This window comes from Pseudoalteromonas sp. GutCa3 (genome assembly GCF_002836155.1).
GTDB lineage: Bacteria > Pseudomonadota > Gammaproteobacteria > Enterobacterales > Alteromonadaceae > Pseudoalteromonas > Pseudoalteromonas arctica.
On sequence record NZ_PJBK01000067.1, the window covers coordinates 105,148 to 129,854 of the forward strand.

The following is a 24,707-nucleotide window of genomic DNA, read 5'->3' on the forward strand; positions in this document are numbered from 1 at the left end:
TCTTAGTAAATCAAATTACCTATTGGATTTAGTAACTTGCTGAAGCCCTTATTAAAATGTAGCGCACTACTGACAACTGTAAAGCATAAACATCCATCTTTCGTTAAAGGTGTGTGTTGATGACTACCATCTTGCCAAATAAAGTCGCCTGGTACGTAATTACCGTCTTCATCACTAAACTCACCGTCTAGTAGTAAAGTAACTTCAAATCCGGTATGTGTATGCTCAGGAATTTCGCCACCAGCATCAATATGTAGCAAGCTAGAACGCAGCGCACCATCATCAAGCGAAACGCGAGATCGTGCCAGCTTACCAACTTGTGTAAATTTGCTATGAGAAATACGTGTTAAAGCACGTGGAAGCTGATAGTTATGCTCATTCACTTTAATAGATACAGGCTCTACTTCGTAAACTTCATCAATAGAATCATCAGACATGATCATATCGAGAACATTTAGTTCAAATTCTTCAAGTAAATCAGATTTCTCAGTTTGAGGTTTCTCAAATTGAGCAGGCTCTTCACTAAATAATGCATTTGCATTACTTGCTTCAATTTTAGCTACTTTAGCTTGGCACACAGGGCACATGTCTACGTGAATAGAAACGGCTAAACTCAATGATGTAGCAAGTGATGCATCGCAATACTGTGTCAGTAAAGTTTCACTCGGGTGATGTTTAATCATGCTGATCTCCCATTTCATTACGTAATTTTTGCAAGGCCAAACGTAACCGTGATTTTACCGTGCCTACTGGAATATTAAGTTGATGTGCAAGTTGCTCTTGCGACATATCTTGAAAATAAACGCCTCTTACCACTTCGCGTTGAGCAATTGGTAATTTGTCTAAATAACGCTTAATTTGCTTATCTTCTAAATGATCACTGTATTCGTGATGCGTATCTTGTGAGTCGTTTAGTAACGGCCAAATATCTTCGCTTATATTTTCTTCTTTATTACTTTTCATTTTACGAAGCATATCGAACGAAGCGTTACGCATAACGGTATAAACCCACGTAGTCGCAGCGCCTTTTTCACTATGATACAAATGTGCTTTACGCCAAACAGACGTTAATGTCTCTTGCACAAGCTCCATGGCTTGGGCTTCAACACCAAACTGCTTAATTCCAAAGCGTTTAATTTTTGGCGCAAAGTATTCAAATAAATATGAAAACGCTTTTTTATCGCGTGATTGCGCAACATCTATAAGCGCTTGCATGAGCTCTTTACTCGGCGTTTCTGGCATGGCAGTGTACTTACCTGTATTAGGTTCACAACGTGGTGACTGTTGTTGACTTACCATAATAATTTATCCCGTTATTGCTTTTGTATTAAGTAATACGGGCAATAATTAATTTAGGATCATAAAATTTAGGCAAATTCGTTATTAATCACAGTATGGAGGAAATTCAGTAAGTTATCAAAATTCGTTTCAAACGCAAGTTGCTGTTTTTTCTCAATAGAAACAGGTAGGAGTTCAAGCCAACGTGCTGCAATCCAGGGAAGCTTGTCAAAATGAGTTTTTTTGTACAACAAATTAAGTTCCGGATTACCATCAAACACGTTTTTAAGCGCGTCGTGTAGTAGGTAATGTTCACCAATTTGATTGTTAGAATCTTTGTACCAATACGGCGTATTACAAGGCGATACCAAGCCATGACGTAATTCGTCTTCGTCTTGATAAACATCATTAATTTGCACATTTTGCGATGCAAATACATCAATTAATAATACATCGTTATCGTCTTGGTCAAAATCAATAATATCAACAAGGCAACCTTGCGCGCTTATATTAAAAGGCGTGTCATGCTCAAAAGTACAAAGCACAAACCCTGTATTATTTTTTAATGCGGTTTTAACCATATTTAAGTAGCGAGGCTCAAATATGCGTAATCGCGTATAACCTTCAGGTAACATAAAAATGGGTAATGGAAAAATCGCACGTTTCATAAAGTCTACTTATTTCAAACACTCTGCCTTTATTTACGTGCGCTTTTGCTAAGTCGATCAGCTTTGTATGAATCGAATTAATTACCAGCTATATAATTGGCTAAAGATTAAACCAACCTCCCATAGCTTTAAACACTTGAACCGAGTAATAAGCGCTAATCATACTGACTACGGGTGCTAACATTAATGCAAATAATCCAAGTTCACTGCTCATCGTTTTAATCCTTTAAGTGGTTTATTTTACGTTTTTAACGCTAGCGTCAGTATTTTTAAGCGCTGTGCTATCTGTTAAAACGGGCTCATCTAATAAACCCTCTAAAACAGATTTAGCATCAAAATAAAGCGTTTCCTTTAGTGATTTTTCAAGCTCGATTGTGGTTTGCTTAACATAGCTTGCTACACTTTGAGTTAATATATCAGTTACATCTAGGTCCACTTCTGTTGCGTGTACTTGCGCAGAACCTAATACTAATAAACTTGCCATAGCGATTTTAATTGAATGTTTCATAATGGTATTCCTTGTTTGTGTATTGTTTAGACGTAGTTATATACTCAAGGGTTGTGCCAACATAAAAATAAATCTTAACCAATTGTAATTAAACAACTTTACACGCATTACTTTAATTTAAAAAATTCATCTCTCGTTAATTTAACCATTTAATTTAATTTTTTGACTACTTTTTAGTTAATAAATAAAATGGTTTAAAGGTATTAATACCGTCACACTAAATACATTTAGCGTTTATAAAAACGTCATATCTACCCGCTAAAGTGCACACCACTATAAATAATTCAAAAAGTGCAGTATGACTCTTTCATCACGTCGAAATTTTTTAAAAACCTCAGCAGCAAGCATATTTACCGTCGCAGTATCGAGTGCCATTACAGGTTGTGCTCAAACATTAATAAACAAACCTCTATCGGCTATTGAATTTAAACACGGTGTAGCGAGTGGCGACCCGCTTAGTCATGCTTTAATAATTTGGACACGTGCAACTCCTTCTCAATCAAATTTTAAAGTTACTGTTGCTTGGGAACTGGCAGGTGATTCTCAATTTAAAAACATTATTCGCAGCGGGCAAGAACAAACAGATAAAAGCCGAGACTTTACAATAAAAATAGATGTGCAAGAACTTGCTCCAAACACAGAGTACTTTTATCGTTTTATAGGTTTGCAAACACAAAGCCCAATTGGCCGAGCTAAAACACTACCAATAAATAACATTGAACAAATTAAAATGGCTGTTGTGTCGTGCTCAAACTACCCTGCTGGGTACTTTAATGCCTACACAGATGCCGCTAAGCAAAAAGATTTAGATGTAGTACTGCATTTGGGAGATTACATTTACGAATACCCAATGGGCGGGTACGCTACCGAAAATGCTAAAAGCATTGGCCGCCAATTAGCAGCTGATAACAGCGGTGAAATTATTACCCTTAGCGACTATCGTAAACGTTATGCTATTTACAGAACAGACCAAGGCCTTCAAGCACTTCACGCTGCAGCGCCTTTTATCGCAATATGGGATGATCACGAAGTTACTAACGATACCTATAAAAGTGGTGCTGAAAATCATACCCCTGATGAAGGTGACTTTTTTAAGCGTCGCGCAGCAGCTATTCAAGCCTATTACGAATGGCTGCCAATTAGACCGCCTATGGGCGAACAAAGCCCGCAAATATATCGCACCTTCGATTTTGGTAATTTAATAAGCTTACATATGCTAGATACGCGCGTAATAGCACGCGATAAACAACTCGCTTACAGCGACTACAAAAACCCCGAGACCAAGCAAATGGATGTTGCGCGCTTTGCCAGTGATTTAAATAATCCAAAAAGGCAGTTACTAGGTAACACACAACTAAACTGGCTCACCAGTGCAATAACTAAATCAAATGCAAAATGGCAAGTATTGGGCCAGCAAGTATTGATGACTAAAATGTGGCTACCTACTGAAATATTCTCGCAATCCGATCGCACTAAAATACCTCAGGTGTTAAAAGAGCTTGTTACCATTAAAAAAGCAGTGTTAGCTCATAAAGCGGTAACACCCGAGCAACTCGCACGCGTAAATACTTTAATGCCTTATAATTTAGATGCGTGGGATGGTTACCCAAGCGAGCGCGAAGCATTATACAAAAGCATTACCGCATTAAATAAAAAGTTAGTCGTGGTTGCAGGTGATACGCACAATGCGTGGCATGGCACATTAAAAAATGCAAAAGGCGAAAGCGTAGGAGTAGAGTTTGCAACACCTGGTGTTACATCCCCGGGTATGGAGCATTATTTAGCGCTTAATACAGCACAAGCAAAGCAAATGGCTGACTCGCTTACATTGTTAATAAACGATTTAAACTATTGTGACTTATCACACCGTGGGTATATGCTACTGACTATTACTAAAGAGCAAATCACAACCGATTGGCGCTATATAGATAACATAAACTCACCAAGCTACAATATTGTTGACCAACACCAAAGTGTTTATAAAGGCTAATACTTTTAAAAAGAAGGTAAATGTATTATTTACCTTCTTTGTATATTTTATAAAACGTGCTTAATTACAAGTATAAAGAAGCGTCCACGAAGCATCACTTCCTGGAAGGCTATTTGTATACCAATTTGCGCTGTATGCATTGCCTTGATATTGCATTTTATCGTCGGTGTTATTGTGAGTAAACGGGCCACCTGAGTAATCTTTGTTCACCCAATTAGGGTATGTATTAATGCCATTACAATCGGTTGAACTTACAACACTGCATCCGTTTGTATCAACATTTGTACCTGCGGGTGTATCTGGGCACTGATCAATATCATCATTCACACCATCGTTATCCGCATCGCTTTGTGGTTCAACTACTTCAACAACACAACCTATATTATTAACAGTTTCACCTGCAGGTGTATTAGGGCATTGATCAACATTATCGCTAATACCATCGGCATCGCTGTCAGTTACTGCACAACCAATACTATCAACCGTTGTACCTGCGGGAGTATTATTGCACTGATCAAGGCTGTCACTTACGCCATCCCCGTCGCTATCTAAATCAACATTGCTACTACCACCACCCCAACCTTGAATGATCTCTTTAACTTTAGAGCCTGACGATGTTAGTGAATTCCAACTACCGCCTGGAGTAAATAACGATGCACCTTCGTTTTTATCGTTTAAAGCCCAGTTAGCGTGGCTAATATTGTTTGTTTTAAAAAATGCCATCCATGCATCGGTTTCATTGATATTAACACCCCCATTGCCATCAGCATTAACTGTTCCCCACTCTGTGGCGAATAGTGCAATGCCGTTATCGAGTGCTGTTTGTGCTTTATTTCGATACGATTGACCATGCGTGCCAGCATAAAAATGCAGAGTGTAAGCAATATTGGCACGATCAATTGGGTTTTGTGATGCCACATCAACATCTTGTGACCACGTAGGCGTACCAACCACAATTAAGTTATCAGGGTCGATTGCTCTAATTTTATCAATAACTGTTTCTGCGTAAGGCTTAATATCGTTAACCCACGAGATTTGTAAAGGCTCGTTATAAATTTCATAAATAACATTGTCGTACTGCCCATATTTGGTAGCTACGTCTTCAAAAAAGCGAACTGCAGTTGCTTGATCGGTATGTGCTTCATGGCTATGAAAATCAATAATAACGTACATATCTTCGCTAATAGCTGCGTTTACAACAGTATCAAGACGGCTCATATTGCCCTCCCAATCAAAGTTCAAACTACCACCAGTACTCGTACCATGACCAATAGCTGCACGAATTAATGTTGCATTAAATTCAGTTTTTGCCTTTGCTACTGTTTCTGCTGTATAAAATTTTTCTGCGCCCCACCCCGTATTACTCCAAAATAGGCTAGGTCCTGCAAAGCTTGTGTTTTCTCCACCCGCAAGAATTTGATTTCCACTCACCGTTAACTTTTCAACAGCGGCATTGGCCATTGTTGAGCATTCTAATAATAAAGCTAACGATAAGCTCGCCACTTTAAAATCCTTTCTTTTGTGATTATTTGAACTGTTATTCATCGTATTTCCTTAAATTGAAATTATCAGTCGTCATTGCTTGACGTAATAAATTGATAGCAAACCAATACTTAATAATTAAACAAAGTTAATTTGGCGAGCAGAAAGTATCATTTATTTATTAACATTAAATGAATAAAAAGGTACAAGGAGAAGGATTTTAATTAACTAAATATCAACAAGTGAGCGATTTAACGAGGTTTGAGGATTTTACTGGGTATATACAGGCATTTACACGATATTTACATGATGCGGGCAAAAAATCTCGGTTACAAAAAATATGTATAAAAATGAAAGGCGGTAATAATAATTATTACCGCCATCAATAATAGCTAAATATCAGGGTAAAATATTAATAAGCCAACCAAACCGAGTTCTGATTAAGTGGCTTATTTTTTAGTGGGCAGCGCTTTTCTGCCCAAACGGTATGCATCCATCATGCTCAGCACCCAAATTATAATCATTAAAGGTAAATACTTATATTCAGCGAGTTTAGCGCAGGCGTCAGAAGGTTGTTGCGCGGCTTTTAAAATGGCCGTAACCGACATGGGGATTTTTCCGTGTACAATTTCATTTGCAGTACACTGTGCAATCGCAAATATATCTTGAAGGGTTAAAATTAAAAGAACAGAAAATACGCCCGCAAAAATAGCGCCTATAAGGTGTTTTTTTAGAGAAAAATGCCCCGCTCCAGGATAAACAATGGCGGTAAGTAAAGCAGCTTTTAGATCTTGTTTCATTTTTACCTAATATAAATTCACTTTAACGTGATCACATAAAAAAGCCACTTTGCAGTGGCTCAATTAAAATATCAAGTAGTTAAATGTATTATTGTCCACCAAACCCGAGAGTTAACTCAATACCAACAAAGCGAGGTGCTCCTGCAACAAATGTTGGGTTGCCAAATCCCCCTCCAGTATTACCTGCATCAACTAAATACTCTTTATCTAATAAGTTACTAGCAAATACACTAACAGCCCAGTCATCACCATTTGCGATACCTAAGCGCGCACTGACTAATCCAAGCCCAGGTTGACTAATATCTAAGCCTGATATTGGCGCATTTGCTGGCTCAAAAAACACTTCAGAGCGGTAGCTATATATTAAAGAGCTCGTTAAATTAAGTGAGTTCGACAATTCTGTTGAATAAAACAGCCCCGTACTAAACGTCCACTCTGGTTGTAATCTAAATTTATTGCCTGCGAGGTTACCGTTATTACTATCATCATCTATTTCAGCATCAAGGTAAGCCGCATTGGCAAATACCTCAAACTCATTATTAATTAACGCCCTTACTTCAGCCTCTGCGCCAACATTAGTGGCAGAGCCCGCATCAGCAGAAAACGCAACGCCTTCATCATCCTGTAACGTAACCTGAAAGTTAGAGTAATCTTGATAAAATACAGCGACAGAGTAATCTAAACGCCCGTCAAGCGCTTTACCTTTAATACCGGTTTCGTAGTTCCAAATAATTTCCGCTGGAACTTCTGATATAGAGGCTTCAACATTTCCTTGTTCGTTGTTAGCCGAACTTACTTCAAGTACTTCCGAACGACGTCCTTTTGAAATAGTCGCATACATATTTGTAGTAGGGTTTATTATATAAAGCGCATTAAAACGTGGCAGCCAATCATCATAATCAGCATCGCCATAGAATGTTTCACCATTTGTATCTACCGTAAACAATGGCGCTTGTGTTAAAACACTATTGGGTGCAGCAGAGCTATAACCACTGCGTTTGTCTTCTTTTATATAACGAAGACCCGCTGTTAACTCTAATGCTTCAGTAGCAGCATAAGTTACATCAGCAAACGCTGAGTACGCTTTGTTTTCACCATAGTTTGTAAACTCTAGTGAATATGGCAACTCGTTTACTACGCCACCTGTTAATGCTGGCGTTAAAATATTAACGCTACCATCATTATTAATACAAGGAACACCAGAACCCAATACGCCTAAGCAATTTAAAAATATAGACTCTTCTGTACTAAATGGAATGTGTTGGCTACCATCTTCTTCAAAGTAGCTCACACCAAAAATACTGGTAAATTTGTCTTGCGTATAAACAGCACGTAATTCTTGGCTAAATTGATCGCCCTCAGCAGCTTCTGCAAATTCTAAAAACCATGCTTGCGTACCATCAGCATCAAACACTTCTAAAGAGTCAAAATTACGCCCTGCAGTAATTGAGGTGATTGTTAAATCGTTACTTACATCCCAATTTACAGTCAAATTTAAATCGTTAACTGTGCGCTCTACACCTAAGTCTTTTTTTCCAAACACAGACTCTGCATACGGACTACCTGGCATTTCAACAAAGCTATATGGACTTGTATCACCACCGGTTGGTGCATAAAGCCCATTTTTAAAAGATGTACCCGAGTCATCATTTTTTTCATACGTATACACCAAGTCAATCGTTACATCGTCACTTGGTGTAATACGTAAAGACGGACGATAAGAAAAACGCTCAATAGCATGCATATCATCTTGCTTAAACCCAACCGGATTTTGGGAGTTACTATCTCCTGCAATATTTTTTATAAACCCATCACGTTCACGATAAGTAAAAGCAACACGGCCTTGCATTAAATCATTACCACCCGTTACAAAGCCACTAGCACCTTTAGCCGAGTAATTACCAACGGATGCTTTTAATTGAGCCGAAAAATCTTTTTCTGGTTTACGTGTTGCTACACTAATAGCACCTACAGAAGCTGCTGTTCCAAACAGTGTCGCTTGTGGTCCCTTAACAACTTCAATCCCTTCTACATCAAAAAGCTCAAAGTATGAGCCACGAGAGCGTGATACATCTGCTCCGTTATAATAAATAGACACACGAGGGGATGATTGAGACGACCCACTATCAGACGTAATACCACGAATTACAAAGCCCGGGTTGTTAGGGCTTTGCTCTTGAATAACAAGCCCTGGTGTTATTTCAGATAAAGTGTCTAGTTCACCTATACCCAAGCTTTCTAAAAAGTCGCCATCGTAGGCGCTTATTGTTACGGGCACATCTTGTATTGATTGCGCACGCTTTTGAGCAACAACCACTATTTCATCAAGTTCTTTATTTATGGTTTGATCTGCAAAACTATTTGTTGATGTAACGCAAATCATCGCCACAGACAATTTAGTAAGTTTAAGAAAAGGCCGTGTCGTTAATTTATTTTTCATGTTTTTCACTGTTCGTCCGGTTAATTGTTTTTAGGAATTACCAGTAATCTAACGAACTATTACGACTTTTTTACGTCTTATTAATTACGCATTGGTTAAATTGATGTTTCAACTTTATGAAAAACAATAAATTATTGTATTCATATAAAAATTATAATATTGAAAAACTCAGCGTACACTTGTACACTAAAATTCATTCAAATAGTGGTAGGATCTGTTATGTCGTTAGAAGCGCCCTATTCTAAAAAAGAAGAACAACTAAACGTAATTAGCCATGCACTTGGTATTGTATTTGCCGCATTTGTTATGTGGGATTTATTTAGCCAAGCCACCAGCACTAAAGCGTATGTAAGTACTGTAATTTATGGCAGCAGTCTATTTGTACTGTTTTTGTCGTCCACTTTGTACCATGCCAGTATTCAACCGCGCTTAAGAGCCTTTTATAAAAAGTGCGATCACTGCGCCATATATTTATTAATTGCCGGCACCTACACTCCCTTTTTATTAATCTCATTAACTGGTGCTTGGTCATGGGCCACACTTACATTTATTTGGGCGGTGGCACTAGCAGGCGTTGCGTACAAAGTATTTGTAAAAAACGGCAATAAAAAAATATCACTCGCCACCTACTTACTCATGGGTTGGTTTGCACTGGCTATTGTATATCCGCTCTACTCTAGTGTTGATGTAAAAGCACTTTACTGGCTACTTGCCGGCGGTATTTTTTATAGTTTAGGTACATTATTTTACAGCGCTAAAAGCACCCAATTTAGCCACGCTATTTGGCACTTATTTGTTATTGCTGGGTGTGTTTGCCATTATATTTCAATTAGCAATTACGTTTATTGATAACGACTTAAAGTGCACAACAAGCAGCACATCGAAATATTTAGAGGATCACATATGTAAAATCGATATAAAGTCAGGCTCTATATCGATTTAAAATACACTAAATTATATAAATTCAAAAAATAATGAGGTCTTTACCCAGCATTATCAACTTTTAAAACCAAAGCAAATCGACCGTCTTTATGTGTAAAACCCCAAACAGAGTTATTGTTATAATTATAACCCCACAAATAAGTCCCACAACTGCTGCTTACATCACTTGGGGCACTACCAGCACCCGATTGAAACATAACGCTAAAGTCATCCGAGTAAGAGGTAGCAGTAAAGCAGTTTTCATCTAAAAACGCGTCCCAAACACCCGTTTCTTCATTGTATCGACCAATAGTTAAAGTAGATAAATCAACGCCTTCGGGAGCTGTTATTGCAATCGCCATTGCATCAGCGTCATCTTCAGCGGTGATCACACCATCTCGAATAACATTTGTTGGATTATCGGTTTCCACTGCATCTTTATCAAAAAACAACTCTGAAGGAGAGCTGGTTTGCACAAATCCGTTTGTGTTTTTATATGAGCCATCTTGGTTTAAATTACCATTAATGTACAAAACATCAGATACAGTTGTAGCATCCTCGTCAGTAAACCAGCTTAATGACAACAATTCATTCATTGCTTGCTCTTCTCGAGGAATACTATAAGCATCAGCAAAGATTGTATATTCACCTTTACCTGTCCCTAAATCATCTTGATAGTTTGCATCAACGCCCACCTGCTTTTTATCTTGGGTATCGGTAGTTAACATTTCAACACTGTTATACGTTAAATTAAAACCATCTAAAATAGCCGCTTGCGTACCAATATAACCGGCTTCATCAGGTGTTTTTGTTGTTGCCCAATAAGATTCGTAGGGAGAAACAACACGCTGTAGCGCATCGCTCGTATAGCTTGCACTATCACCTACACTCCATTCAATAGGGATAATTTCTTCAATGGTTTTGCCTGCTGAATCAACATCATATTGCACCCAAGCATTTTGAGGTTCATCCCAATATGTACCCATGTTCATATCTGCTTCTGAGAAATTAACCGGTGCATAATAGTTTTTAAACGTAATTTGACGACCATTAACTTCAACAATCACGAATGATATTTTGTTTGATTTTTCATACTTAGTTAAATCTTTAGTGTACTGACTATTTGTTCCTTCGTAGTCACCTACTTGAGCAAAATTATCCTGCGCTAAACCCGTTTCATATTTATCATGAATACCATAACGATTGTTGTACGCTTTCCAAGATGCATTACCAGCAACAATTTGCGTAAAGCCAACAGATGGATTCGAATTATCTGGATGAATTAAGCTACGAGAGTATTGATGATCGTGGCCAGCAATATAGTTAACTTTATATTCACTCAATAAATTAAGGACGTTATCCATTAAGCCAGGTGAAGACTCATCTTGCAGCTGTAAATAACCTAATTGACCAGTATCAAGCCCTAATATGCCTGGCTCAGTTTCATCCTCATCTCCACTTGTTCCATCGCTTTTTAACGAACTAATATAGTCAAAATATTCATCATAATTATAAACAGACGGACGCTTTTTGGTTGATAAAGCTTCATGACCAAACATAACGATATGATCAACCGTAGTCCCTTTTGTTTCTAAAACATTTTTTAACCAATCATAAATAAGAAGCCAAGTACCTTCATAGTTAACAGACACTAAATCACTGGCATAAAAGTCTATAGCAATAAATAGGGTATTGTTTTGAACGGTATAGTACATAAGATCTTCAATACCTTCGTAGCCGACTATTTCGCCGCTTTCTAACCCTTTTCTCAATAGTTTTCCTGGGTATTGTTGATACAAATTGTACCCTTGATCGAATTCTTGTGAATCTGCATCGGTATATGCATCAATACCATTATACATATTATTAACAGAGCGATTGTCTGTCGTATCCACTGAAGTAGTAAACCAACTTAGCCAATCATAACCGTCTACAATTTCGTGATTACCACGCACAGGTAAAACAGTCATTCCGGCTTCAGTTAAAGGCGTGCCAACCTTATTCATCCATTCAACATATTCATTTTCTGTGCGTACATCGGTCATATCACCTACGGCGAGTACAACTGAAACCCCCTCTTCTTTTATCTTAGAAACAATAGGGTCCACTAATAAAGCAGGAAGGTGTTTAAAATCATAAGGCGTATCTGAACGTTCACTACTTGCGATTTCGACCGGCAAGCCGCCAGCAACAAGCGGATCTCCATTTTCATCAACAAAAATAGCGTTATAAGGGTCAGATACGTCAATCTTCCAACCTTCACCATCAAAAATGTCATCATTATTAACGTCATAACCAATATCGACAGATAACGTTATACCATCGTAGGTATGTGTAATTGTTTGTTTATAATCATCATCATCTCGACCTTGAGTATCGGGTATAACCGCAAAGCGCCAAACATTATCACTATTATTTTCTGCAAGTTTATTAGCTCCTTGCGTCACCGTAGTACTTACCGTAGTACTTACCGTACTTTCATTTTCAACTTGATCAGAATTTTCTGTTGAATCTAAATTATCAGAACCACATGCAAAAAGAGCATTGGAAATAACAACTATTAAAGCGGTTTTGCTTAAAGCCTTCATTAGGGTATTTACCTATTATTTAATTATAATTTTATGGCAACTTAGCTTCACAGCTGCCAAATAGAAATAAAGTAAATAAGGTACAGGGGAAGTATTACAATTTTATGGAAATTAACGTGATATAAACCTGAAGTGAAAACTTATTAATTTGGGGACAATGAGTAATACGCAAACAAATTAAATATCAATTAAGCAAGACAGCCACACCAAAATTTATGATGAGTGTCATTGTTAATTTGCCGGCACCTACCCCCCTTGTTATTAATATCATTAGCTGGTGCTTGGTCATGGATTTATTTGGACTGTGGCACTGGCAGGCGTGGCGTGGCGTGGCGTACAAAGTATTTGTAAAAAACGGTAATAAAAAAATATCACTCGCCACCTACTTGCTCATGGGTTGGTTTGCACTGGCTATAGTGTATCCACTTTATTCTAGTGTTGATGTAAAAGCACTTTACTGGCTACTTGCCGGCGGTATTTTTTATAGTTTAGGCACTTTTTTTTTACAGCGCTAAAAGCACCCAATTTAGCCACGCAATTTGGCACTTATTCGTTATTGCTGGGTGTGTTTGCCATTATATTTCAATTAGTAATTATGTTTATTAGGCTGGTTAAGACAATTAGAATGGTCTGGTTTGAGCGATAACCAGACACTGAAAAAGTTAAATTTATTCCCGCTTTTTTGAGTAGGAGCCTAATTTTGTCCGATAACATTATTAACCGCCGTTTTGGTGTGTTATAAACCACCACAATGGTGTTCAATAAGCTGTTATGTTTTAGCTCATCACAAAAGGAGTTCTAGATTGCGATATTTGTTTTTATTGGTTTCTGTGGCGCTGATAAGTCCATTGTTACTGAAGCTTTATACTATGTTTGCACCTGGAGAAATGATTGGTTCAATTGATGGTTGGCTAGGTTTCCTTGGAGGATATTTTGGTGGAATTTTGTCATTTGTAGCCGCAATAACTGTTTTTAAAAACCAAAGACGCGATAGTTTAAGGCCATATATTAAATCAGCCCCAGAAGCTAAAAATAGCAAAGCAACTCAATGTTTGTACTCGTTAAAAAATACTGATGTTACATTTAATCCCGAGACGTTTGAAACTAGTGATTCAAACCGCGATGAGAAGTTTATTGATTTTGCAATTAAAAATATTGGTATAGGGCCAGCTTTAGACATTGTCATATTTAATAAAAAAGGCAGAAAACTAGTTTTAGCTGATTCTCAAAAAAATATATTTCAAGAGTTCAAATCACTTACTGATTTAGAGGTGGGAGAGTCAATTAGTTGGGTCGTATGTCTAGACCTAAACGAGAGCACAGAGGGTAGTACCTACACAGAAGAGTGGAAACTACATTACAAAGATATTCTAGGAAACACCTACAAAGAAAAGCTTCATGTGTTTTTTAATACGGAACATGCTAAAGCAGGTATAAGTATAAAAACATAACAAGGCACTTAAACGGAACTAAAACAGTGGGTTACGTTTCAATTCGCTACACATTTTAACCCACAATTTTAGTCCGCTTAGTGCGGCGTTGAGGCTGTAGAATTACTCATTTTTAAGAAAAGCAGCCTGTTTTATGGGCTCCAAATTATTACATTATCTAATGCTTTAAAAACGCTTGGGGTTAATTACAGGAACTTGTTTTTTAATTGAATTTGACTGTTAGGGTTATTCCACAGTGTCGTTATGTGATAAGGAGGCATATGTTCAATATTTTCATTCGTAAAAGTAGAGCTCAGCGTATTCAAGAGCGTATTGATAGCGGGAACGCTCCTTCAGGGCTAGCGGTGGACGTAACTGGTAATATTACTGCTAAGAAATACAACAAATTAATCAGAAAAGCTGTTAAAGAATATAACAGTGAGCATGACAGGAAGGTGTTCATTGAGTAACCAATATAACAAGGTATATGAAAAGCTTGTTAAAAGCCAAAATGATTACACCGGTATGATTGCTTATTGTATTTACAAAGATGAAAAAAGAAAATGGATACAGGAAGGTCATAAAGCTGAAGAGTTTGTTCGTCTTAAATTAATGAAACATGAGCTAAAGAAATACGAAAAATCAGCAGATGAGTTACTTACTAAAGTCTTTCAAGCAAATGCTGATGAAGAAGCTGACAAAATACAAAAGCTGTTATCCCAAGAGATGGTCGCTGTTGCTCGTAAGTCGATGAATAAAAGCCGAGGTGCAAAATTTTGGTCGTGGCATAATAGTGGTGCAGCAGGTGTGTTTGGAAATTTTTATACTGGTGCAGTTGTTGCCATTTTAGTCTGGATATTATCTACACCTGAAGCTTGGGCTTCAGCGATTTATAGCGCAAAAGAAACAGTGATGAGGTTTATATCCACTAATGGTGGTGGTTAAAATAACATAAGCTATTTTATTGCCTCTAAATGAGGCATTACTAATGTCCGCTCATGGCACTTTTGCGAAGTTCGGCTGTGAGCGAAAACCAGTCATTTAGATTGGCTAAATATCATCGTTAATTGATTGGTCAAACTGCTTTTTGCTCATATATTCATGAAAATGAGCTGCTCGCGCATATTATTCTATTTAACCCTACTTTAAAGTTTGAGAAAACTTTGTGATAGTAATACCTTAGGTTATTTGTTAAAACAAATAATGTAGATAAATGAGCGTGGAGTCGGTAGAAATATGCGCGACGAGCGCACTATTAATTGTTAAGGGAATACATATGGATCAGACTAACTATTTTGATAAAAACTACGACCTGATCAGTTCATATATAAATTTGACTAAGGGAGGAAAGGTTTATATCGGTACGAAAGAAGACAGAGTTTGCAGGTTTTGTGATAGGTCTTCCCCTGATGTCGATTTTAAAAATATTGCACATGCAATCCCTGAGTTTACAGGCAATAAATCTCTCGTAGCATATGATGAATGTGATGTTTGCAATGAGAAATTTAGCAGGACAATAGAAGACCATCTAGCAAAATACCTTGGCGCGCAAAGAACATTGGCTCAAGTTCATGGGAAAAAAGGTGTTCCAACTTATGTCGGCAAAGATGGAAAAACTAGAATATCAATGAAAGAGCATGGTATCTCATTAACTAGCTATGAAGAAAATCCGATATATGAAATTGACGAAGAAAAAAAATCTATAAAAATAACTGCTCACAGACAGCCATATATTCCAGCAGCCGTATTCAAATGTTTGGTAAAAATGGCTATATCAGTTGCACCTAAGCAAGATCTAAGTAGCCTCAAGCATTTAATAACATGGATTGGTTTAGATGCTCATACTTATGAGTCACTACCTTACCGACCTTTCATTGTTTTTGAACAATTTACACCTGGGCCTATGCCATATAGTGGAGTAACTATTTTTCTATTACGCCGAAAAGGTGCTGTAAACGATGTTCCGTATATGCAATTTGTAATAGCATTTGCTAACACAATGTTTCAAATAGTATTACCAATGCCAAATGAAGACAGTGAAATAATGGGTAAGCCAATTCAACTAACATTATTTCCAATTCCGTTTAGCAAAGACTACAAGTATGGAAATACATCAACAAAAGAATTAGATATGAGTTCTTTTGAAACTATAAGAAATGAAGAGCAGATTTTGTATATGGGTTATGAGAGTCTTGAAAAAAACACCCCTTAACAAGGCCAAGCAACATCAGTCGCTGCCGTTGTTGGCAGCGTTAACGTCCGCTTCTGGCACTCTCCAGCTACTCGACAACATAAAATATTGATAATAATTGATAAGGTATTTTACCGTGTCGGATGGCATGGCTTCGCCACTTATCCGACCTACGTCAAAATGTAGGTTGGTTAAGCCGAAGGCGCCACTCAACAGAGTATCGATTCACGCCTTGAAGGCCAGCAAGTGGCACTTACCTGCCAATAATAGTCACATCACTCCCACCGACACTCGCGCATATTCACTTTGTCGTTTTTAAACAGTACACCTTCTGATAAAAGCTTTTCGCGCTGTTCTTGGTATTTTTCGCTACCTGCAGGAAACGATATTTTACCTTGGCCATTCACTACCCTGTGCCAAGGTATAACTGAGTCGTTTGGCATCACTTTTAATAAGCGCCCGACCAACCGTGAGTTTTGCGGATAACCAGCAAGAGCTGCAACTTGCCCGTAACTTGCTACTTTGCCTACTGGTATGCCTGCGATAACAGTATAAATAAGTGTTTCTTTATCAATATCCATTGTTGTTAGAATATTCCTTACTTAATTGTTTAAATTGCTCCCAAATAGTACGCGCTACAGGGCCATGGTGCACTGCATGCTGCCTAAAGGCTCTAATTTGCGCACTAAATTTATGCTCTCGATCAGTAATATGTATTTCTTGAAGTAAGCCTGCTTTTATTTCAGGGTCGCAGTGCTCTAGGCTCATCATTGCCCAACCCGCGCCTGAGAGTAAAAACGATTTTAGGGTCGATACATCATCAATTTTCATCATGGCGGAGCCTTTTGAGTACGATAGCCTGTCGCTGTCGATACTCAAGTCACTTTCAAACATGGCTAAACACGGATACGTTTGCAGTTCGCTATAGGTGAGTTTTTGAGGAAGTACGCCTTTAGCGCTCACAATGCCAATATCGAGCCTGCCTATGGGCACACTTTCTAAATCGCCTGTCGCATGAAATAAATCAAACCACGGGCCAATACCTAATTCGGCTTGCCCACTGTTTACTTGCTCTAACGAAATAAAGCGCTTCCCGCTTGTTAAGCTAAACTCTGTGCTGGTAAACAACCTAAAAGTATTACTTATGATCTCGTTGTAACTCTGCATATGACAAAGTTGCTCGTAACAAACTCTAAATTGGGGTTCATTACCTAATGCCAATTCTTTAGCGAGCTGTGCTAGCTCGTCGTTGGCATGCAGTAGTTGCTGCGCTTCGCGGTGAAAAACACGCCCTTTTTCAGTAAGCTGTAATCGGTACTTACTTCTGTCTAGTAACTCAAATCCTATTTTGGCTTCTAAGTTTTTGATGGCGAGTGTAAGCGCGGGCTGCGTTTTATGTAGCTTTAGTGCTGCTCCGCTTAAGCTTGCGCTTTGCACTATGGCATCTAAAATTATTAATTGATTCAGCTTCATATACCGCCCTGCAACATCATAAATAAAACTTATTGAGTTTCTAAAATTTAATGATTTTTATTTTATATGTTTGCAGCGTATGCTGCACTTAATTATTTTGCCATCATTGCAACGGAGAAGACATGAAACTCTTTCGTCTATGTTTATTAACAACGACCTTACTTAGCTTAATAGCCTGTTCTGAGCCAGAACAACAAGTTAAAGAAGAGCCTATTCGCCCTGTTAAATTATTCAACATAGGTCATGATACGCAAATTAACATTCGTAGTTTTCCTGCTGAAGTTGTTGCAAACCAAGGCTCTTACCTTGCTTTTAGGGTAAACGGCGAACTTGTTAAGTTTCCGGTTCTTGCTGGTGAACACGTTGAAAAAGGTGATTTATTAGCAAAACTGGATCCAGAAGATTTTCAATTACAGTTTGACGAACGTAAAGCGCGCTTTGAATTGGCAAAGTCACAACTTGGCCGTATTGAGCAATTGTTTGAGAAAAAAATCACCAGCCAATCAGAATTAGATCAAGCCACTGCTAATATGCAAATTGCTGAATCTGCATTTAGAATTGCACAAACGAACCTTGAATACAGTGAACTACGCGCACCATTTTCAGGCACTGTCGCTAAGGTGTTTGTTAAAAACTTTGAAAATATTCAAGCAAAGCAAAATATATTACGCTTAGAAACACGCGATTTAATGGATGTAGAAATCCAGGTTCCTGAAAAAATAATCGCTCGCCTTAAAAAAGGCACCGATTACCACCCTACTGTAAAGTTTGATGGCTTTGACGATAAAGAATACACACTTGATATCAAAGAGTGGGACACCCAAGCTGACCCTGCAACGCTTACCTATAAAGTTGTGTTTTCGCTACCAGTACCTGAGGACTTTAATTTACTAGCGGGTATGACGGGTAGCGTGCTTATAGATTTAAGTAAAGTAACACGCTCGCAAGTTGCTTATACAATATTACCTATCGAGTCGGTGTTTTCTGAGCCGCAAGAATCAATTGAAGATAACGCCTACGTATGGCTTTTTGATTCAAAAACTAGCCAAGTGCACAAACAAGCTGTAAAGGTTGGCCAGTTGCACCGCGATGGTATTGAAGTATTAAGCGGTATTGAAGAAGGCCAAATTGTGGTTTCTGCCGGTGTGCATTCACTAAAAGAAGGCATGAAAGTAAGAGCATGGAATAAAGAGCGAGGCTTATAATTATGAGCTTTGCACAACTCTCCATAGAGAAAAAAGTAATCAGTTGGATGTTTACGCTGCTGCTATTAATTGGCGGTAGTGTGTCGTACTTTGATTTAGGGCAACTAGAAGACCCTGAGTTTACGCTTAAAAAAGCCATGGTTATTACCATGTACCCTGGCGCTTCGCCGCAGCAAGTTGAAGAAGAAGTTACTTTTCCGATTGAAAACGCGATTCAGCAATTACCTTATGTTGACTACGTTACGTCTATTTCATCTAACGGGAAATCACAAATTACTGTTGAAATGAAAAGCACTTATCGTAAGGAACAACTCCGCCAAATTTGGGATGAAATGCGTCGAAAAATTAACGACCTTTCTCCGTCATTACCCAGTGGTGTTTACCCAAGCACTATTTTGGACGACTTTGCCGACGTTTACGGTGTTATGTATTCGGTAACCGGTGATGGTTATTCGTATGACGAGCTTAAAGATTACGTCGATTTTTTAAAGCGCGAACTGGTATTGGTTAAAGGCGTAAGTAAAGTAACCGTTGCGGGGCAACAACAAGCGCAAGTAATGGTTGAAGTTTCTACGCGTAAACTTGCTCAATTAGGGATTGCGCCAAGCCATATATTCCAGTTATTGCAATCGCAAAACACGGTATCTAACGCGGGTAAAATTCGCGTGGGCGATGAATCAATTCGCCTGCACCCTACCGGTGAATTTAAAGATGTAAAAGAGCTCGAAACCTTACTAATTTCAAAATCAGGTGCCAATGAGCTTATTTACTTAGGCGATGTTGCAAAGGTTTACAGAGAGTATGCAGAAGTACCAAATAACATTATTCGTTATAACTCTCAGCAAGCTTTACTTATTGGCGTGTCGTTTATGTCGGGTGTTAACGTGGTTGATGTGGGTAAAAACATAGACGAGCATTTAGCATCACTTGAATATCAACGCCCCCATGGTATTCATATAAATTCTGTATACAACCAACCACAAGAGGTTCAAAAATCGGTTGATGGTTTTATTATCAGCTTACTTGAAGCCATTGCGATTGTTATTGTTGTACTGCTGTTATTTATGGGTTTAAAAAGCGGTATTTTAATTGGTGGTATTTTACTGCTTACCGTACTGGGTACGTTTATATTTATGAAGTTGTTTGCTATCGACTTGCAACGTATATCGCTTGGAGCACTTATTATTGCGCTTGGTATGCTGGTTGATAACGCAATAGTCGTCACCGAAGGCATACTTATAAACCTTAAACGTGGCCAAACAAAACTCAAAGCGGCTGTTAATATTGTTGAGCAAACAAAATGGCCTTTACTAGGTGCAACAGTAATTGCAGTCACTGCCTTTGCGCCAATTGGTTTAAGCTCTGATGCCAGTGGTGAATTTGCCGGTAGCTTGTTTTGGGTGTTGTTTATTTCGCTTTTATTAAGCTGGATAACAGCAATTACGCTAACGCCATTTTTTGCTAATTTAATGTTTAAAGAAAACGAATTTAAAAACGAAGAAGGCCAAGAAGATGAAGACCCATATAAAGGCTTTATTTTTAATGGTTACAAAGCGATTTTAGATTTAGCGCTGCACTTTAGAAAAACCACGCTTATATTAATGGTTGTTTTACTGTGTACAGCGGTTGTTGGTTTTGGCTCTGTAAAACAGTCGTTTTTTCCTGCCTCTAATACGCCTATGTTTTATGTAGATTACTGGCAAGAGCAAGGTTCTGATATTCGCTCAACCCTTGAGGGCGTTAAAAAACTTGAACAGTTTTTATTAAAAGAACAGCTTGTTGAAGAAGTAACAAGTACAACAGGCCAAGGTGCACCGCGCTTTATGCTTACCTACGCGCCAGAAAAATCATACCCAGCGTACGGGCAATTAATTATTCGTGTTTCCAACAGAGAAGCCGTAGCAACTGTAATGCAAACAGTGCGTGATTACTCACACAATTATGCACTCTCTGCACAGCTTAAAATTAAACCTATGGAAATTGGCCCCTCTACTGATGCAAAAATAGAAGCTCGTTTTTCGGGTCCTGACCCCGTGGTATTAAGGCAGTTATCCGCTAAAACCAAAGAGATATTAGGCAAGGACGACGGTGCATTCAATATTCGAGATGACTGGCGCGCACGTACCAAAATGATTCGCCCGCAATTTAACGAGCAAAAAGCACGTCGATTAGGTATTAGTAAATCAGATTTAGACAATGTATTACTAACGAGCTTATCGGGTAAACAAGTGGGCGTATATCGCGATGGCACGCAGTTGCTACCCATTATTGCCCGTTCTCCCGCTAACGAGCGCTTAAACGTAGAAAGCGTACACGACCTTCAAATATACAGCCCAGTATTGGGTGTATTTGTACCAGTGACTCAGGTTGTAGACGAATTTGATGTGCAGTGGGAAGACAGCCTAATAATGCGCCGCGATCGCAAACGTACTATTACAGTAATGGCCGATAATAATGTATTAGGGGATGAAACACCTGCAAAACTATTTGCCCGTATTCGCGGTCCGATAGAGAACATGGAACTACCGCGTGGTTACCAACTAGAATGGGGCGGCGAGTTTGAGTCATCAAGCAAGGCGCAAAAAGCAATATTTGGCTCATTACCGCTGGGTTATTTAGCGATGTTTGCAGTCACGGTATTACTTTTTAACTCACTTAAACAGCCACTTGTTATTTGGGCAACTGTGCCTTTGGCTATTATTGGTGTAAGCGCGGGCTTGTTAGCAATGAATGCTCCGTTTAGCTTTATGGGTCTACTTGGTTTGTTAAGCTTAAGCGGTATGCTAATTAAAAACGGTATTGTATTAGTTGATCAAATAAATCTTGAATTAAGGGAAGGTAAATCGCCCTATGAGGCCGTATTTGACTCTGGTGTGAGCCGTGTACGACCGGTTGCAATGGCAGCTATAACCACTATTTTGGGTATGATCCCGCTGTTATTTGACGTGTTTTTTCAATCAATGGCGGTAACGATTATGTTTGGTTTAGGCTTTGCTACAATTTTGACTCTAATTGTAGTGCCAGTACTTTACACGGTTATATTTAGAATTGATTACGAGCCACGTAAGTAGTTAAACATATAATTGGTTAACATTAAAAAATGCCACTGGCTCAAGGTCAGTGGCATTTTTATTTAATACCGATGAAAAAAGAAAGGCTACATATTTAGTTGTTAAGAAACTAACCGCAACACTTTTTATATTTTTTGCCACTACCACATACACAGGGTGCGTTACGCTCTGGTACTTTATCAAATACTTGTGGTGTTGACTTGCTAAGCGCAAAGTCTAGTTCGCGAATATCTTCTGGTACGTCTGCTTTAACTTCAATTGAAGCAAACAGCGAATGCTCTTCTAGTATTGCTTCTATTTCTGATTGTCGTTCAGCTGAGTTTACAATTAGCGTTAACGGGTGTAACTCTGTGCCGACCTTTGCGGTACGATTTGGCGCAAATCCATTACTGTTATTTTTACCCATTATGTCGGGCTTACCCATAAAGAAAAATTTTGACATGTTACTTCTATAACCTTTCTACATTATTAAGACGGCGCATCTTAACAGCTTACCCAACATATAACTAAGTGTACTTGCTAATGCACAATATAAATCAAGCTTTAGCGTATATACGCCTAATATAGCGACATAATGAGACCATTTAATGGATTTAGGCAAAATTTGAATTCGAAATATAGTAAAATTATCATGACTCAACTTAGTGCCGTTTTAGTATCTAACTCAATATTATGGAAAAGCATTGGAAACCTTTAAAATTGCAGTACTAATAGCAGGCAGTCTTTTTATACTTTTTGGTTATTTACGCTTTATAACTGACGATAGTGGTAACGTGAACTTAAACAACTACCGTTTTACAGGGGGCATACTACTGGTTATTTCCGGTATGGTTGATGGCACACGCGACCTTGTTAAGCGCTTGCGTTCTAAAAACGCATTATCGGCGATTGCAGTTTATTTAGGTATACTCTTATTTTATATTGGCTTTAGCATTCAATAGCTAAACATTAAGCGCTAATTTGGGCTTTATACAAGCAGCATTTTATAAGTGAATCCCCTGTGACCTTTAAACAACTATTCAACAGCGCCTTATTACTTTTAGTAACAGCACCTCCGCTGGTTTTACTTGCATGGGATGAACAAGCCGATCCCGCTTTTATCCCCAACGGTATATATAACACCTTAACATTTACGTTATTTCCAATAATAACGATCGTGTTATCGGTTGCTTTATTTAGGCACCTATATAAAAAATACAATAATAACTTTGAATTTAAACATACGGTTAAAGATTATATTGTTGAGCACGGGAAATTCCGCTCAGTATTTATACCAATCGGTTTACCTATTTTAATTTACTTATGGTTGTGGACGTCAGTATGTATTTCAGTAAAGTTACTGGCTAATAAATACGGCGATAATATATGGCAGCAAGAATATCAGTTACTCGAAGTAGGTACTTGCCCAACTGATTATGAATACAGTTGCGCAAAACTGACTGTACTGGATTTAAAAAGCTATAAAAAGCACACTTTTAGATGGTATTTAGATAAAGGTAGATTGGTGGGTTTGCAAAATAACAACGTAAACTTAGTGGGCGTTAAAAGCCCACTTGGTAATATAGTACAAGAAATACAGTGGTAGTAGAATACCACTTAGCTGCACATTATTTTTTTAGACTGAGAATACGGTCCGAGCTTGGTTTTGAGTCTGATTTAGCATTAGACGACTTGTTCTCTTTAATGCTTTTTGGCTTACCCACATACGTTGTAGAACGCTTTTGGTAAGGAGTATTACTGCGCTCATTTTTGCGCTCTGTGTTAGCGTTGCTGCGCTCAGAGTTACGATTTGTATTTCGCTCAGTACTACGCTCACTATTTCGATCACCATTATTAAAGCGTCGTGGGTTTTCGCCCTGAAAATCGCGTTTTTTAGGTGCTAAAGGTGCATTATTTTCTGATTGCTTATTAGTATCAAGCGAGTGCTCTTGAGTTTTACCAGAATCAGAAATTGAATCGTTTATTTGCGCCATTTCAATATCTGATAGATGACGCCACTGTCCTACTTTTAAACCTTTAAGTGTTACGTTCATTATGCGCGTACGTTTTAAGGTTACCACTTCGTAGCCTAAGTATTCACACATGCGGCGTATTTGACGGTTTAAACCTTGAGTAAGTACTATTTTAAATTCTTTGGGGCCACTTTGCGTTACTTTACATTCTTTAGTAACGGTATCTAAGATAGGCACGCCATTCGCCATTTTTGTAACAAACTGACGATTAAGCGGTTTATCTACCGTAACAACGTATTCTTTTTCGTGATTATTGCCTGCACGCAAAATTTTATTAACGATGTCGCCTTCGTTAGTTAAAAATATAAGCCCTTCAGACGGTCTATCTAAGCGCCCTATTGGGAATATACGCGTAGGATAATTTACTGCGCGAATAATATTACTTTGAATTTTACTTTCGGTAGTACACGTTATGCCAACGGGTTTATTGTAGGCAATGTAAACGCGCTTCGGCGTGGCTTTAAGAGGCTTACCATCAATTAATACAACATCGGTAGCGGCTACTTTTACGCCCATTTCTGGTGAGTAGCCATTAACGCTGACACGACCTTGCTCAATATATTTATCGGCTTCGCGGCGTGAACAAAATCCTGTTTCACTAATAAATTTATTTAAACGTTTTAATTCGGTCATGGCACTTATAGCGTAGT

The 24,707-nt window shown here is 38.3% G+C and carries 22 protein-coding genes and 1 pseudogene; 11 read left to right on the top strand and 12 right to left on the bottom strand.

Annotated features, from left to right (window positions below; genetic code table 11):
• Window positions 1–2: 2 nt before the first annotated feature.
• The 4 genes from CXF64_RS10430 to CXF64_RS10445 form a co-directional block, all read right to left on the bottom strand.
• Entirely contained in the window at window positions 3–683 is a 681-nt protein-coding gene (locus CXF64_RS10430; RefSeq protein WP_024591091.1) for a ChrR family anti-sigma-E factor, read from the bottom strand.
• Window positions 676–1,299: a sigma-70 family RNA polymerase sigma factor gene (locus CXF64_RS10435; RefSeq protein ID WP_010552978.1), complete on the bottom strand. Its 624-nt coding sequence runs from the start codon at window positions 1,297–1,299 to the stop codon at window positions 676–678. The genes CXF64_RS10430 and CXF64_RS10435 overlap by 8 nt, the downstream gene beginning before the upstream one ends.
• A 68-nt stretch (window positions 1,300–1,367) precedes the next feature.
• Window positions 1,368–1,946, bottom strand: coding sequence for an LON peptidase substrate-binding domain-containing protein (locus tag CXF64_RS10440; RefSeq protein ID WP_010552979.1), 579 nt, complete (start codon window positions 1,944–1,946; stop codon window positions 1,368–1,370).
• Window positions 1,947–2,181: 235 nt separating this feature from the next.
• Window positions 2,182–2,454 carry a hypothetical protein gene (locus CXF64_RS10445; RefSeq protein WP_101216958.1) on the bottom strand — a complete coding sequence of 91 codons (273 nt, stop codon included), beginning with the start codon at window positions 2,452–2,454 and terminating at the stop codon, window positions 2,182–2,184.
• Between the two features lie 298 nt (window positions 2,455–2,752).
• On the opposite strand from CXF64_RS10445, the gene CXF64_RS10450 reads away from it, so the two are divergent.
• Window positions 2,753–4,444 (top strand): alkaline phosphatase D family protein, encoded by a 1,692-nt coding sequence (locus CXF64_RS10450; protein ID WP_101216959.1) that lies wholly within the window; start codon window positions 2,753–2,755, stop codon window positions 4,442–4,444.
• Window positions 4,445–4,504: 60 nt separating this feature from the next.
• Here the strand turns inward: CXF64_RS10450 and CXF64_RS10455 are convergent, their stop codons facing one another.
• The 3 genes from CXF64_RS10455 to CXF64_RS10465 form a co-directional block, all read right to left on the bottom strand.
• Complete coding sequence (locus tag CXF64_RS10455) at window positions 4,505–5,989, bottom strand: cellulase family glycosylhydrolase (RefSeq protein ID WP_101216960.1); 1,485 nt, start codon at window positions 5,987–5,989, stop codon at window positions 4,505–4,507.
• A 386-nt stretch (window positions 5,990–6,375) separates the two neighbouring features.
• Complete coding sequence (locus CXF64_RS10460) at window positions 6,376–6,726, bottom strand: hypothetical protein (RefSeq protein ID WP_101216961.1); 351 nt, start codon at window positions 6,724–6,726, stop codon at window positions 6,376–6,378.
• 88 nt (window positions 6,727–6,814) lie between these two features.
• Window positions 6,815–9,166, bottom strand: coding sequence for a TonB-dependent receptor (locus tag CXF64_RS10465; RefSeq protein ID WP_101216962.1), 2,352 nt, complete (start codon window positions 9,164–9,166; stop codon window positions 6,815–6,817).
• Window positions 9,167–9,385: 219 nt separating this feature from the next.
• Here CXF64_RS10465 and trhA (CXF64_RS10470) point away from each other — a divergent pair, with 219 nt between their 5' ends.
• Window positions 9,386–10,015, top strand: coding sequence for a PAQR family membrane homeostasis protein TrhA (gene trhA, locus CXF64_RS10470; protein WP_024591098.1), 630 nt, complete (start codon window positions 9,386–9,388; stop codon window positions 10,013–10,015).
• A gap of 134 nt (window positions 10,016–10,149) precedes the next feature.
• On the opposite strand, the gene CXF64_RS10475 is transcribed toward trhA (CXF64_RS10470), so the two are convergent.
• On the bottom strand, window positions 10,150–12,675 hold the full coding sequence (locus CXF64_RS10475) for a metallophosphoesterase family protein (protein WP_101216963.1): 2,526 nt from the start codon (window positions 12,673–12,675) through the stop codon (window positions 10,150–10,152).
• Between the two features lie 252 nt (window positions 12,676–12,927).
• Between CXF64_RS10475 and trhA (CXF64_RS21065) the strand changes: the two are divergent.
• The 5 genes and pseudogenes from trhA (CXF64_RS21065) to CXF64_RS10500 form a co-directional block, all read left to right on the top strand.
• Window positions 12,928–13,281, top strand: a pseudogene (gene trhA / locus CXF64_RS21065) (PAQR family membrane homeostasis protein TrhA); the annotation flags it as partial.
• A 263-nt stretch (window positions 13,282–13,544) separates the two neighbouring features.
• Window positions 13,545–14,126: a hypothetical protein gene (locus CXF64_RS10485; RefSeq protein ID WP_101216964.1), complete on the top strand. Its 582-nt coding sequence runs from the start codon at window positions 13,545–13,547 to the stop codon at window positions 14,124–14,126.
• A 260-nt stretch (window positions 14,127–14,386) separates the two neighbouring features.
• Window positions 14,387–14,575 (top strand): hypothetical protein, encoded by a 189-nt coding sequence (locus tag CXF64_RS10490; RefSeq protein WP_101216965.1) that lies wholly within the window; start codon window positions 14,387–14,389, stop codon window positions 14,573–14,575.
• Entirely contained in the window at window positions 14,568–15,050 is a 483-nt protein-coding gene (locus CXF64_RS10495) for a hypothetical protein (protein ID WP_101216966.1), read from the top strand. The genes CXF64_RS10490 and CXF64_RS10495 overlap by 8 nt, the downstream gene beginning before the upstream one ends.
• A 331-nt stretch (window positions 15,051–15,381) precedes the next feature.
• Window positions 15,382–16,317 (top strand): HNH endonuclease, encoded by a 936-nt coding sequence (locus CXF64_RS10500; RefSeq protein ID WP_101216967.1) that lies wholly within the window; start codon window positions 15,382–15,384, stop codon window positions 16,315–16,317.
• Between the two features lie 254 nt (window positions 16,318–16,571).
• On the opposite strand, the gene CXF64_RS10505 is transcribed toward CXF64_RS10500, so the two are convergent.
• Entirely contained in the window at window positions 16,572–16,877 is a 306-nt protein-coding gene (locus CXF64_RS10505; protein WP_024598125.1) for an MGMT family protein, read from the bottom strand.
• Entirely contained in the window at window positions 16,867–17,769 is a 903-nt protein-coding gene (locus tag CXF64_RS10510) for a LysR family transcriptional regulator (protein ID WP_101216968.1), read from the bottom strand. The genes CXF64_RS10505 and CXF64_RS10510 overlap by 11 nt, the downstream gene beginning before the upstream one ends.
• 122 nt (window positions 17,770–17,891) lie before the next feature.
• Between CXF64_RS10510 and CXF64_RS10515 the strand changes: the two genes are divergently transcribed.
• Both CXF64_RS10515 and CXF64_RS10520 read left to right on the top strand, forming a co-directional pair.
• Window positions 17,892–18,974 (top strand): efflux RND transporter periplasmic adaptor subunit, encoded by a 1,083-nt coding sequence (locus CXF64_RS10515; protein ID WP_024591780.1) that lies wholly within the window; start codon window positions 17,892–17,894, stop codon window positions 18,972–18,974.
• Between the two features lie 2 nt (window positions 18,975–18,976).
• Complete coding sequence (locus CXF64_RS10520; protein WP_101216969.1) at window positions 18,977–22,045, top strand: efflux RND transporter permease subunit; 3,069 nt, start codon at window positions 18,977–18,979, stop codon at window positions 22,043–22,045.
• Between the two features lie 109 nt (window positions 22,046–22,154).
• On the opposite strand, the gene CXF64_RS10525 is transcribed toward CXF64_RS10520, so the two are convergent.
• Window positions 22,155–22,487: a PBPRA1643 family SWIM/SEC-C metal-binding motif protein gene (locus CXF64_RS10525; protein ID WP_010552992.1), complete on the bottom strand. Its 333-nt coding sequence runs from the start codon at window positions 22,485–22,487 to the stop codon at window positions 22,155–22,157.
• Window positions 22,488–22,728: 241 nt separating this feature from the next.
• On the opposite strand from CXF64_RS10525, the gene CXF64_RS10530 reads away from it, so the two are divergent.
• Together CXF64_RS10530 and CXF64_RS10535 are read left to right on the top strand one after the other, a co-directional pair.
• On the top strand, window positions 22,729–22,986 hold the full coding sequence (locus CXF64_RS10530) for a MetJ regulator of methionine regulon (RefSeq protein WP_101216970.1): 258 nt from the start codon (window positions 22,729–22,731) through the stop codon (window positions 22,984–22,986).
• Between the two features lie 59 nt (window positions 22,987–23,045).
• The gene (locus tag CXF64_RS10535; protein ID WP_101216971.1) at window positions 23,046–23,630 is read left to right on the top strand and encodes a hypothetical protein; all 585 of its coding nucleotides are present in this window, start codon (window positions 23,046–23,048) and stop codon (window positions 23,628–23,630) included.
• A 22-nt stretch (window positions 23,631–23,652) separates the two neighbouring features.
• Here the strand turns inward: CXF64_RS10535 and rluF are convergent, their stop codons facing one another.
• Window positions 23,653–24,690 (bottom strand): 23S rRNA pseudouridine(2604) synthase RluF, encoded by a 1,038-nt coding sequence (gene rluF / locus CXF64_RS10540; protein ID WP_101217059.1) that lies wholly within the window; start codon window positions 24,688–24,690, stop codon window positions 23,653–23,655.
• Window positions 24,691–24,707: the final 17 nt, after the last annotated feature.

Coding starts and splice junctions, on each gene's coding strand:
- trhA (WP_024591098.1), top strand. CDS start 9,386: ATGTCGTTAGAAGCGCCCTATTCTAAAAAAGAAGAACAACTAAACGTA.
- CXF64_RS10520 (WP_101216969.1), top strand. CDS start 18,977: ATGAGCTTTGCACAACTCTCCATAGAGAAAAAAGTAATCAGTTGGATG.
- CXF64_RS10485 (WP_101216964.1), top strand. CDS start 13,545: ATGTTTGCACCTGGAGAAATGATTGGTTCAATTGATGGTTGGCTAGGT.
- CXF64_RS10440 (WP_010552979.1), bottom strand. CDS start 1,946: ATGAAACGTGCGATTTTTCCATTACCCATTTTTATGTTACCTGAAGGT.
- CXF64_RS10430 (WP_024591091.1), bottom strand. CDS start 683: ATGATTAAACATCACCCGAGTGAAACTTTACTGACACAGTATTGCGAT.
- CXF64_RS10515 (WP_024591780.1), top strand. CDS start 17,892: ATGAAACTCTTTCGTCTATGTTTATTAACAACGACCTTACTTAGCTTA.
- CXF64_RS10455 (WP_101216960.1), bottom strand. CDS start 5,989: ATGAATAACAGTTCAAATAATCACAAAAGAAAGGATTTTAAAGTGGCG.
- CXF64_RS10490 (WP_101216965.1), top strand. CDS start 14,387: ATGTTCAATATTTTCATTCGTAAAAGTAGAGCTCAGCGTATTCAAGAG.
- CXF64_RS10525 (WP_010552992.1), bottom strand. CDS start 22,487: ATGTCAAAATTTTTCTTTATGGGTAAGCCCGACATAATGGGTAAAAAT.
- rluF (WP_101217059.1), bottom strand. CDS start 24,690: ATGACCGAATTAAAACGTTTAAATAAATTTATTAGTGAAACAGGATTT.
- CXF64_RS10500 (WP_101216967.1), top strand. CDS start 15,382: ATGGATCAGACTAACTATTTTGATAAAAACTACGACCTGATCAGTTCA.
- CXF64_RS10460 (WP_101216961.1), bottom strand. CDS start 6,726: ATGAAACAAGATCTAAAAGCTGCTTTACTTACCGCCATTGTTTATCCT.
- CXF64_RS10450 (WP_101216959.1), top strand. CDS start 2,753: ATGACTCTTTCATCACGTCGAAATTTTTTAAAAACCTCAGCAGCAAGC.
- CXF64_RS10475 (WP_101216963.1), bottom strand. CDS start 12,675: ATGAAGGCTTTAAGCAAAACCGCTTTAATAGTTGTTATTTCCAATGCT.
- CXF64_RS10510 (WP_101216968.1), bottom strand. CDS start 17,769: ATGAAGCTGAATCAATTAATAATTTTAGATGCCATAGTGCAAAGCGCA.
- CXF64_RS10435 (WP_010552978.1), bottom strand. CDS start 1,299: ATGGTAAGTCAACAACAGTCACCACGTTGTGAACCTAATACAGGTAAG.
- CXF64_RS10465 (WP_101216962.1), bottom strand. CDS start 9,166: ATGAAAAATAAATTAACGACACGGCCTTTTCTTAAACTTACTAAATTG.
- CXF64_RS10505 (WP_024598125.1), bottom strand. CDS start 16,877: ATGGATATTGATAAAGAAACACTTATTTATACTGTTATCGCAGGCATA.
- CXF64_RS10445 (WP_101216958.1), bottom strand. CDS start 2,454: ATGAAACATTCAATTAAAATCGCTATGGCAAGTTTATTAGTATTAGGT.